The organism is Cellvibrio sp. ARAG 10.3 (genome assembly GCF_051846955.1).
In the GTDB taxonomy this organism is placed as follows: domain Bacteria; phylum Pseudomonadota; class Gammaproteobacteria; order Pseudomonadales; family Cellvibrionaceae; genus Cellvibrio.
The window spans coordinates 102211-113758 of sequence record NZ_JBPYCU010000001.1; the positions used below are offsets into that span (position 1 = coordinate 102211).

9 protein-coding genes are annotated in these 11548 nt (G+C 49.4%); 5 read left to right on the forward strand and 4 right to left on the reverse strand.

The features are described from left to right. The first annotated feature begins 8 nt into the window (after positions 1–8). The 3 genes from ACSV5M_RS00405 to ACSV5M_RS00415 all read left to right on the forward strand — a co-directional run bounded on the left by ACSV5M_RS00405 (position 9) and on the right by ACSV5M_RS00415 (position 3194). Entirely contained in the window at positions 9–701 is a 693-nt protein-coding gene (locus tag ACSV5M_RS00405) for an MBL fold metallo-hydrolase (RefSeq protein WP_439173376.1), read from the forward strand. A 28-nt stretch (positions 702–729) separates the two neighbouring features. Next, positions 730–1323, forward strand: coding sequence for a flavodoxin family protein (locus ACSV5M_RS00410; protein ID WP_439173377.1), 594 nt, complete (start codon positions 730–732; stop codon positions 1321–1323). Between the two features lie 86 nt (positions 1324–1409). Next, positions 1410–3194, forward strand: coding sequence for an amidohydrolase (locus tag ACSV5M_RS00415; RefSeq protein WP_439173378.1), 1785 nt, complete (start codon positions 1410–1412; stop codon positions 3192–3194). Positions 3195–3293: 99 nt separating this feature from the next. Here the strand turns inward: ACSV5M_RS00415 and ACSV5M_RS00420 are convergent, their stop codons facing one another. Continuing rightward, positions 3294–4994 (reverse strand): putative bifunctional diguanylate cyclase/phosphodiesterase, encoded by a 1701-nt coding sequence (locus tag ACSV5M_RS00420; protein WP_439173379.1) that lies wholly within the window; start codon positions 4992–4994, stop codon positions 3294–3296. Between the two features lie 298 nt (positions 4995–5292). On the opposite strand from ACSV5M_RS00420, the gene rep reads away from it, so the two are divergent. Both rep and ACSV5M_RS00430 read left to right on the forward strand, forming a co-directional pair. Further along, positions 5293–7311 carry a DNA helicase Rep gene (gene rep / locus ACSV5M_RS00425; protein WP_439173381.1) on the forward strand — a complete coding sequence of 673 codons (2019 nt, stop codon included), beginning with the start codon at positions 5293–5295 and terminating at the stop codon, positions 7309–7311. Between the two features lie 155 nt (positions 7312–7466). Then, positions 7467–8177 carry a DUF6445 family protein gene (locus ACSV5M_RS00430; protein WP_439173383.1) on the forward strand — a complete coding sequence of 237 codons (711 nt, stop codon included), beginning with the start codon at positions 7467–7469 and terminating at the stop codon, positions 8175–8177. Between the two features lie 17 nt (positions 8178–8194). On the opposite strand, the gene ACSV5M_RS00435 is transcribed toward ACSV5M_RS00430, so the two are convergent. Genes ACSV5M_RS00435 through ACSV5M_RS00445 form a run of 3 tightly spaced genes read right to left on the reverse strand, consistent with a single transcriptional unit; the run spans position 8195 to position 11524 of the window. Continuing rightward, positions 8195–9691: a tryptophan halogenase family protein gene (locus ACSV5M_RS00435; RefSeq protein WP_439173384.1), complete on the reverse strand. Its 1497-nt coding sequence runs from the start codon at positions 9689–9691 to the stop codon at positions 8195–8197. Between the two features lie 45 nt (positions 9692–9736). Continuing rightward, positions 9737–10750: a cupin-like domain-containing protein gene (locus ACSV5M_RS00440; RefSeq protein ID WP_439173385.1), complete on the reverse strand. Its 1014-nt coding sequence runs from the start codon at positions 10748–10750 to the stop codon at positions 9737–9739. Positions 10751–10783: 33 nt separating this feature from the next. Beyond that, complete coding sequence (locus tag ACSV5M_RS00445; RefSeq protein WP_439173386.1) at positions 10784–11524, reverse strand: SapC family protein; 741 nt, start codon at positions 11522–11524, stop codon at positions 10784–10786. Positions 11525–11548 lie beyond the last annotated feature (24 nt).

Consider the following 11548-nt stretch of genomic DNA (forward strand, 5'->3'; position numbering starts at 1 on the left):
GACTCGCTATGAAGGTTGACACACTCGACACGGTTAATGTTTATGGATGCCGTGTGTCCAGCGGCAGGACCGTCAATTATTGCTGGATTATCGCTAATCGTTTAACCAACCAGGCCGTGATTGTTGATCCGGCCTGGGAGCTGGCAACCATCGTCGATACCCTTCACAAAAATGGCCTGCAACTAAAGGCTGTTCTGGTGACGCATCATCACCATGATCATATTCATTTGGCCGATTCGGTTTCGGCACTCTATGGGATTCCTGCCTTTATATCGAAAAGCGAAAGGGATTTTTATTCACTATCTGAACATCAATTTTTTACCTTTTATGACAGCGAGATCTTATCGCTGGCCGGTTTGGCCATTAGGCCGATTCTAACGCCTGGTCATACGGCAGGAAGCACGTGTTTCCTTATAGGAGAGGCATTGTTTACCGGTGATACGGTTTTCAATGAAGGCTGCGGGATGTGTGTTGGGCGAGGAGCAAGTCCAGACCAGTTATTCGCCAGCTTGCACCGCCTTAAAGAGGAAATATCTGACTCTATCAAAGTGTACCCAGGACACCGTTACCTGACGGAGCTGGGTGCCGACTGGGGAACACTAAAGAAGAATAATATTTACCTCAACATCAAAGATAAAGACACATTCATTAACTTTCGAATGAGGGCAGAAAGTATAAAAAATGCCTTCGTATTTATTTAATAAACGTTTACTGACCCAGGAGACAAACATGAAATTTTTTGCAGTTAATGGCAGCCCAAACCGTGATGGCAACTCAGCCGCATTAACGCGCATCCTTCTCGATGCGGCGAAAGCTAAAGGTGCGCAGGTGGATTATGTCAATATCTATGACTACCGTATTACCGACGTGTGGGAAAATTACTTCGGTGACGCCTTGTATAAAAAATTTGAGAAGGCGGAGAATGACGACATGCCTCTGCTTAAAGACAAAATGGCAGCAGCTGACATCATACTTCTGGCGTCCCCTATCTACTGGTACCAGCTATCCGGGAAATTGAAAACGTTTGTGGATCGCTGGACCGACACCATTAATCCGGATTTTTCTTCAGATTTGCGAGGCAAAGGTCTTGCTTTGGTATCTACGCATACTGGTGTCAATGCTATCAATGCGTCAAATATTTTACAGTTGGCAATGGACAGCACGGCAGAGTTTCTCGGAATGCAGTGGCTGGGTGGAATTGACTGCTCTTCAAAAATGCCATTCACATCCGGACGCAATAATGGCCATGAAATCATCGCAGCTGATTTCGGTGAGAAACTTGCGCAGGGGCAGAATCTTTTGGGCGCGCCGGTTTTCGGTTAACCCATCTATATCACTCAACCAGGATTAGGACAAATGCGTGGGCGGGTAATTATGCCCGCCACCATTTTTATCGCGGATGACTCACTATGAATACAACACATAACACGCCCCAAGAAACCGCAGATATTATTTATCGAAATGCAAATATTTATACCGTGAATGCCGCATGCCCCTGGGCTGAAGCTATTGCTATCCGGGGTAGCAAAATACTTGCTGTGGGCGAAGGGGAAAGTATCCTTGCTTTTCAGGGTTCAACAACCAAAGTTATTAACCTCGACGGTGCGTTCGTCATGCCAGGCATCCATGATATGCACTGTCATCCTGATTGGGCTTTAGCTGGCGAATTCAGTTATTACCAGCATTGGCCTCAATTTCCGCAATCCGTTAAAGAGATGGAAGAGCGGCTGTTAGCCTTGGATAAACAACTGCCAGAGGAGGACTGGATTTATGCTGGTCCCATCAACCCTTTCGCCTTCCAGCAGGAAGGTATCGGTATGGATTGTCGCTGGCTTGATAAATTACTCCCTCATCGCAAGATCGCATTAATTGATGGTGGCCATCACACATTGCTAACCAACTCCGCCACACTGGCGTTGGCCGGTATTAACGAAGACTCCCTGGACCCCTCTAATGGTTGCATCATCCGCTTTGAAGACGGGAAACCCAATGGCCTTTTCCAGGAAGGTGCCCAGACACTAATCAAGGCAGTGATGCCGGAAATCCCGGTCAAAGATTTTATGAACATGTTTTCCAAGGGTGCAAAATTATTGCACGCCCAAGGCATTACATCTGCGAAATTTCTTCATTTGAATACACCGCGTTTGACCGCACTGCGTGAGCTTGATCGGCAACAGAATTTGAATTTAAAAATTGAAGCCAGCATAAGCTGGAAAGATGACGTAGTGTGCGTACCGGACCGCTGGGAGCTTATGGCCGGCAAGCGTTTTGAGTTTATGAGCGACCATATAAATGCAAACAGTGTAAAGTTTTACCTGGACGGCATTCCACCAAATCGCACGACATTTGAAAAATCTCAATTTAATCTGGGTGGAAGCCTGCCACGGATTAAAGGTAACAAGTTTGAAGTACAGGATCACCGTGACCATGATCACGACCATGCCGCCATGGGGGAGCACAGTTCTTGTTGTTTGAGCGGTGGCTTTGGTGTGGTGAATTTCACCTTTGCAGAGCTTTGCGCCATGGTAGAGGATATGGATCGCCGCGGTATCCGGGTCGTTGCCCATGCGATCGGTGACCAGGCAGCCCATTGGTACGTGAGCGCCGTCGAACGCGCACGCAAAGTTAACGGTAACCAGGGGCCACGACACCAGATTGCCCATAGTAACAGTATTCTCAATAAAGATATTAAACGTGCACGTGATGCCAATATGATTATCGAGTTTTCACCACAGATGTGGTGGCCCAGCCAGATTACGGCAGCATTGTGGCGACTCTACGACAAAGAAAAAGCTGATCGTTACTGGCCCTTCCGTGAGGCGGAGGACGAAAATGCTTTCTATTGCTTTGGCAGCGACTGGCCAGTACATGGACTGCAATGGTGGAACGCGATTGAAGCGATGGTAACGCGTAGAAACCCCAACAAAGATCCCGGGTTTGATTATCCCATGGGTGAAAATATGGGGTTATCTATTGAAGAAGCTATTCGAGCTCTCACTATCCGTGGTGCTTATGCAATGAATAATGAGGACCGAGCCGGTTCACTGGAAGCAGGTAAGGATGCAGACTTCATTGTATTGAACCATAACCTGTTAGAAATCAGTGAAGACAGTATCCATACCACTCAGGTGTTGCGCACTATCTTCGAAGGTGCAGAAGTGTATAACCAGGGTGATAGCCTAAACACCTTGTAACTCTGTGTACGGGGAGGAGAGCCACCCTCCTCTCCTATTGTGAAACCCACTGAGGTATCAATAGGGGTTTAAGCTGCTGAGGATCTGTGGGGTCGTTGCCTAATTCGATAAAAGATTTCCACGCAACAGCGCAAATATCTCATCCAGACTTTGCGGCTCGGCAAAATAATTTCCTTGCATATGATCGCAGCCGCTCTGGGCCAGCCACTCTTTCTGCTCATCGTTTTCCACACCGTCCGCAACGACGATCTTGCCAAGGTTGCGCGCCAGCGTGATCATCGCGGAGACCAGGCGACGATCATTGCGGCTGCGCTGCAATTCCGCCATAAAACGTGAGTCAATCTTTACCGCGGTTATTGGCAAGCGTTGCAGATGCAAAAATGACGAGCTGCCGGTGCCGAAGTTGCCTAGTGAAAAATTAATACCAAAGAACGATAACGGCCGCATGCATAAACTGACCAGATCAATGTTTTCCATAAACGAGGTTTCGGTTAATTCCAGTTCAATATCACCAGCCTGGATTCCTGTATCAGAAAAGATGGTGGCGATCTCCTGCACCAGGCGGTCATCCTTGAATTGACGCACCGACAGGCTGATAGACATCACCAATTCTTCGCCGAATACGGCGTGCAGTTTTTTGAGGTCCGTGCAGGCTTGTCGGATCGCCCAATAACCAATGGCGGTGATCAAGCCGGTGTCTTCCGCTATCGCAACAAACTCATTCGCACTGAGGATGCCCCGTTCAGGATGGTCCCAACGCAACAACGACTCCAGCGCAATAATGCGACCGGTGTTCACATCGATTCGCGGTTGGTATTCTAGAAAGAACTGTTCTTTCTTGAGCGCTTTACGCAGGTCGGATTCAAGGCGCAACTGGCGCCGCACATCCTGGTTCATCGCATCGGTGAAGAAACAGTAACTGCTGCCATCTTCCTGTTTGGCCTTGTACATGGCGAGGTCGGCATTTTTAAGTAAGGTATCCGCATCACGACCCGCCTGGGGATACATGGCGATTCCGATGCTGCACCCCACCACGACTTCATAACCGCCGATCTGGGACGGCACGGATATGGAATCGATAACCTTTTGTGCAATGTGCGCCACGTCGGTGTTGTTCTCGATATTTTGCAGCAGCAAGGTGAACTCATCGCCGCCCATACGCGCCACTGAATCGCTGCGCCGCATGCAATTGCTCAGGCGTTCAGCACAAATCCGGATAACCGCATCACCGGCGTCGTGGCCGAAATTGTCGTTAACCTGCTTGAAGCCGTTGAGGTCGATAAACATCAAGGTAAAAAAGGTGTTGTCGCGTTCCGCCAGGCGAATCGCATGCTCAAGGCGGTCACGAAATAAAATACGGTTGGGAATATCCGTTAAGGGGTCATAATGGGCCAGCCGCGCGAGGTGTTGCTCGGTCAGTTTGCGCTCGATGGCGTAGCGCAGGGTGCGCTCAAGGAGCTCACAATCGATCTGGCCCTTGATCAAATAGTCAGATGCGCCAGCGCGGATCGCTTCGCGATCCACTTCGGTTTCCATCTCATCGGTCATCACCACGATGGGGGTCTGACAGGCTTGAACCCGCGCCGCATTGAGCAGGTCGCGCGCGCTGCTACCGCCCCAATAATAATCGAGCAGCACGACATCGTAATCCTGGGAGAGAATTTTGGGTAGGGCGGCTTCCAGCTGATTGCACCAGGTCAACTGATATTCGACATGACGAACTTGCGAGAGAATATCTGCGATAAGCAAATACTCGCCATGCTCGCGATCAATAAACAAGATCTTTATTTTTTTATCCATACCACCGGACTCCCTGGATGCGAGGAGTGTAACCACTTTTTCAAATACCCCTTCACATTAGGGCGAAGACTCTACACCAGCCGCACAGCGGAATAAATAACTATCGTTGGTTTATAACCAAGTCAAAAGTCGGGCGCGTTATTCATCACTATTAGTTACTGGAACGGTTATAGCCACGTGAAAAAACACTTTTGCGCATTGCAAGGTAATTATCCCTTGTTACAATGCGGACCCTTTTTGTTTAACCTGCATTTTACGCAATTGTTCCCTGTTCAGATCTGATGATCATCGAGGTTCTGTGACGCAACTCAATGCCCGCCAACGCGAAGCCGTGCTTTACATTGACGGCCCCTGCCTGGTACTGGCTGGCGCAGGCAGCGGCAAGACCAGCGTGATCACACGCAAGATTGCCTACCTGATCCAGCAGTGCGACCTGCCGGCCCGTCATATCGCTGCGTTAACCTTTACCAACAAGGCCGCCCGCGAGATGAAGGAGCGCGTAACCGGCCTGGTCAAAGGTGCCGCCGCCAAGGGTTTAACCGTGTCGACCTTTCACAACCTCGGGCTCAATATCATTCGCCGTGAATACAAAACCCTGGGTTTTAAACCGGGTTTCTCCATCTTCGATGCGGAAGACGCGCGCGCCCTGTTGAAAGAGTTGATGCTGCGCGATGGTGATCTCGACAGCGATCACCTCGACCTGGTCCAGCACCAGATCTCCAATTGGAAGAACGATCTTACCGCACCCGAACATGCCCTTAGCCACGCCCAAAGCCCGGGCGAACAGTCCATCGCGCTGGTTTACCAGCGTTACAACCAGGCGTTGCGCGCCTACAACGCGGTGGATTTTGATGATTTGATTTTGATCCCGGTTCACCTGTTCCAGCAGCACAACGAGGTGCTTGCCCGCTGGCAACGCAAGATCCGTTACCTGCTGGTGGACGAGTATCAGGACACCAACTCCAGCCAATACCTGTTGGTAAAACTGCTGGTGGGCGACCGCGGCGCGCTGACGGTGGTGGGTGATGACGACCAGTCCATCTACGCCTGGCGCGGGGCTCGCCCGGAAAACATGTCGCTGCTCAAGCAGGACTTTCCCTCACTCAAAGTGATTAAACTTGAACAGAATTACCGCTCAACCAGCCGTATCCTGCGGGTGGCCAACCATCTGATTGCCAACAATCCGCACGAATTCGACAAGGCGCTCTGGAGCGAAATGGGGCTGGGTGATCCCATTCGCGTGGTGCGCTGCCCCAACGAAGAGGCCGAAGCCGAACGTATTGCCACCGAAATTCTCACGCAGCGTCTGCGCCAACAGAATAAGTTTCGCGATTACGCCATTCTGTACCGGGGTAATCACCAGGCCCGCCTGCTGGAGCTCAAGCTGCAGCATCATCAGATTCCGTACAAGATCAGCGGCGGTTCTTCATTTTTTGCCAAGACAGAAATCAAAGATGTCATGGCCTACCTGCGCCTGATCATCAACCCGGATGACGACAATGCGTTCTTGCGCATTATCAACACACCCCGCCGCCAGATCGGCACCAATACCCTCGAAGCGCTCGGTCACTATGCAGGCGAGCGCCACATCAGTCTGTTCGCTGCCGCTCAGGAAATGGGTATTCAAAGTCACATACCCGAGAAAAACCTCGAGCGTCTGCAACGCTTCACGCACTGGCTGAATCAGGTGGCAAACAACTGCCGCACCGCTGACCCGGTGTCGGCGATTCGCGAGATGCTCAACGATATCGATTACGAAGGTTGGCTGCACCAAAACGCGTCCAGCAGTAAAGCGGCCGAGAAGCGCCTGGAGAATGTGTTTTATCTGGTGGAATCCCTGCAGAAAACCCTGGATAAAAGTGCGAACGATGACGAAGAGGAAGAAGCGCGCATTGAAGATGCAATCGCCAAGCTGGTGTTGCGTGACCTGCTGGAACGGCAGGAAGAGGAAGACCTGAGCGATCAGGTGCAGTTGATGACACTGCACGCGTCCAAAGGACTGGAGTTTCCTCACGTGTTTATGGTCGGCATGGAAGAAGACCTGTTACCCCACCGCAACAGCATTAAAGACAATAACATCGAAGAAGAGCGGCGGCTCACCTATGTGGGGATTACCCGCGCACAAAAAACACTGACTATGACCCTTGCGGGCAAGCGCAAACAATTCGGCGATATCAGCGAAACCACCCCCAGCCGTTTTCTGGATGAACTGCCGCCAGAAGATGTCGAACGCGAAGGTTTTGGCGAGCTCAGTCCGGAAAAGAATTTTGCCAAAGGTGAAGAGACCTTGGCTTCTTTAATGAATTTGTTCGACTAAACACTACCGCTACATTCATCTCGCGGCCTGACGCTGTATTGAAATCCAACCTGGGCACAACGCATGACTGCTTATCGGTTGCCATGTTTTGCATATGGAACTGGGCTTCAGAATAGGCAATAATCAATTCTATAAAAATTGCCGAGCCACGCATCATGCCGAGTGAAAATTTTCTGCCTCCACTACACCCTCAATTTCACTACCGGGTTGATATTGTAGGTAATGAAAAAACGCCTGTGTTGGTGATAGATAATTTTTTACATGAAGCGGAAGCGCTCTTGGGTTTTGCTGTAAAATTTGGCGAATTCCGCGATGGGACAGATTATTACCCCGGCATTCAATCAAAGGTCCCGGAATTTTATAGCCAGGCACTGCAAACTTACTTACCTGATATTATTTGCGAAGCGTTTCATCTCACCAAAGACAACATACATTATTCCCAATCCATGTATTCCCTCGTGCTTACGCCACCCGCGCGCCTGGCGTTGCCGCAATCGCGACCGCATGTGGATACCATCAAGAAAGAAAAACTGGCCTGTGTACATTACCTTTGTACGCCGGACAAAGGTGGCACATCCATCTATCGCCATAGGGCAACCGGTTTTGAACAGCTCTCACCCGAGCGAATGGATGTGTATGGGGAGCATCTTGCCAAAGAAGCACTGGATACCAGCTGGCATAACAAATACATCAATGGCTCTAATCAATATTATGAAGAGATAGCCCGTTACGAAGCCAAGTTTAACCGTTTGATTATGTATCCCAGTGATGTATTGCACTCCGCTTCCATTCCTGAAAAATTTCAGTTTGTCCCCAACCCGCTTGTCGGGCGGTTGACGTTAAACAGTTTTATTTATTTAAAATAACCTCGCAAAGCCAAAGGTCAATTCCACTCTGGCGCCTTGCAATAATACTGCAAATAATCGTGATGCGATGGCATCTTCTGAACCGTTTTCTGTACCGAGCTTCGGATACCTTCCAGAAATTGCTTCAATTCAGCATCGGTCATTTCATTTGCCACCGCATGATAATGATCGGGCACAACGCCCTGACCCACCATCACATGTAACCAGGAAGGCTCGGCAAAAAGCTTATAGGGTGATTCCACAAAAAGCTTGCCGGTTTCTTTAAATAAAGCGATGCGATGCGCAAGCGATGCCGGTATCGGCATATTTTTACAATAGCGCCAGAAATCGCTGTCTTCCCTTTCGGTCAAATGATAATGCATGACAATGAAATCCCTTATGGACAGAGTTTCCGTTTTCATCTGCTCGTTGTATTCTTCAATATCGCCGCTGAAAATTCCGTTAGATGGAAACATTTGCAATAGTCGTGTGATGCCGCGCTGAATCAAATGAATACTGGTGGATTCCAGTGGCTCAATAAATCCACTCGCCAACCCCAAGGCGACACAATTTTTATTCCAATGCTTAAGGCGCTGACCTGCTTTAAAACGGATGATCTTTGGCTCGGAAATGATGCGACCTTCGACGTTGTCTAGCAGGGTTTTCCTGGCCTCGTCATCGGACATATACCGGCTGCAATACACCAGGCCATTACCGACCCGGTGCTGCAAGGGAATTTGCCAGCGCCAGCCAGCGGTGTGTGCGATGGATCGGGTATAGGGCACCGGCTCACGAGCTGACTCCGTTTGCACCGCCAGCGCGCTATCGCAGGGCAACCAATGTGACCAATCATCAAAACCGGTGTGCAATGCCTGCTCGATGAGCAGCGCGCGGAAACCGGAGCAATCGATAAAAAAATTGCCCGCAATGATTTCACCGGAAGCCAGCTGGATCGACCTTATAAACCCGTCATCATCGAGAACAACATCCTGTACTTTCCCTTCTATACGCCTCGCACCGGCTTTTTCAGCAATGCCGCGCAAAAACTTTCCGTAGAGACCCGCGTCGATATGGTATGCATAAGTCAGAGATGAACCCGATGTATGGGAGAACTTATTCTGCAATGCCGCTTGATACTCCACAGAGTAGTCACCCAGCGGGTAATTCACGCCGATATCCAGTCCTTTACGCCAGAAGTGTTGGAAACTGGCTGCCCAGGTATCCTTACCTGTGTAGCCAAAAGGATGGATGTAGCTTTCGTTGATATTTTTCCAGTTTTCAAACGATATGCCTAACTTGATCGTTCCCTTCACGAAGGACATTAATTCCCGCTCGTTAATGCCAAGGTAACGGTTGAACAGGATCAAGGGCGGCACCGTCGCTTCGCCAACACCCACAGTGGAAATTTCATCGGACTCAATCAGGGTCACAGCAAGACTTTTACCCAATAATTTGGAAAAAGCCGCTGCAGCCATCCAGCCCGCCGTACCGCCACCCACGATGACCAGGTTTTTAACGATTTGATTGCCGATCATATTGATACCATGCGTTGTTATTATCTGGTTGCCGGTCTACTGCGTTTAGCGATTTAACTGGTTCAGTAGCTTCGCACGAATTTTCCGCGCGTTATCGTCCGTCAATTCACCAATCGCACCTTGGGCTGGTTCCGGGATATGCGAAAAATTATCTTTGCAGTACTCAAAAATATAATGATCAAATATCATCTTCCAGGCTGCTCGCTGCTCCGGCGGCAAATCGCGAATGGACAAGAGCGAATGGAACAGCGCGTTAACCGGCTTACCATAAAATGCGGGCGAACCTTTAAACCAATAGTTCACCAGGATATTCAGCGGGCTTAGGCTTTCCACATGGTGCCACCACATGCTGGGAATAAAGATGCCATCACCTGCGTCCAGATCAGCAACCTGGGCGTGTTCTAAAGCCTGTTTAAATTTCGGGAATTTTTCAAAATCGGGATTATAAAAATCCACCAGACTAATCGCTTGCCCGGCCGGGGTTTTATCCAGCGGGCCAACATAGAGATTTTCCATTTGTTCAAAGGGAAATAAGGTAAAGCGCCTGTGTCCGACCACCGAACAGGCAATATTCAACGGGCTGTCCCAATGGGCGGCGATACGGCATTTATTGGACAGCCAGATACTGACGAGTGGATTGTGCTGTTGCAAATCAAGATCATTATCGGCACGAAAACCCGGCAGATAATTGTCGATCACTGTAGAGCCAATATAAATGGTGGGTGGTTGAGGGTTGTCAGCCTGGGCAGCAAATTGCCGTAGCGCGAAATCCAGCTTGGTGCTGACAGTATCGTAGTTAAATCCTGTGAGGGTTTCATTATAAAAAATACGCCCGTTGTTCTCCGGCTTACCTAAAAAGGCCGCCACCTCCTGGCCTTGATAGAATTGCAATAGATAACGCGCTGCATCTTCATCGGAAACCAAACCCGCCTGCACAATCGGCCAGGAAGATGCCAGGCCTTTCAGGATTAACGGTTCCGTTGATGACAACACCTCATCCGGAATCCGGTCTGGCGTACAGCCATCAATCACTTTAACTGTTTTATCAACGCTGATCATAAATGCCGCTAGTGTTTATTTGTTGGAAATGATTCAGGATACCTGATGTGCTAATTTTTTCTCAACGCGGGCGATCAACTTCACAACGTTGGCATGGGATGCCAGCACCATGTAGATGCATTCCATAAAACCTTTTTTATGTAACTCTGCTACTGCGTTACCGTGTAAAGCCGCCAGTTTATCTTCGTTGATGGTATAGAGACCTGCCAGGTTGTGGCGCTCACCATTTTTAAGGGTGATTTCCAGCGCTACCACCTCCAACAATTCCTGAGCTAACAACGCATCGACAAACTGTTCATTCAACTCAGTACCGTATTGAATGTACTCCAGCAAATCCACCACCGATTCCAGATAGGGCGAATAGCCACCGTGAGGCAAAAAGACCGGCTCGCCTGCGGTCTCGCTGACACGCGGGCTATCCATATCCACATATACCATCTTGGTGGGCTGACTGGATTCCTGGCCGGGCTGTGGCGGTTGAATACCGATCAGGAAAGGCCTTCTTTTTACTGACACAGGAATATATTGTGCATCCCATCCCTGCTCTGACAGAAACAGGTTTTCACTCTGGCGCAAGCCCATTAGCGCAATAGGAATAAATTTTCCAGTCTCTGCGTTTTTCTGGAAGAAAATAGGGTATTCATTTTGTATTGCACGAAATTCCTGTGGAAAGGTCACCACAGACATATCGTTATCGCCGTAGCGCGTTGAGTGTTCACGAATAACTCGTAACGCTTTATGGGCGACATTATTTAACAGAGCAAAATTAGGCATAGGGTCTCCTGGAGGAAATGCCTC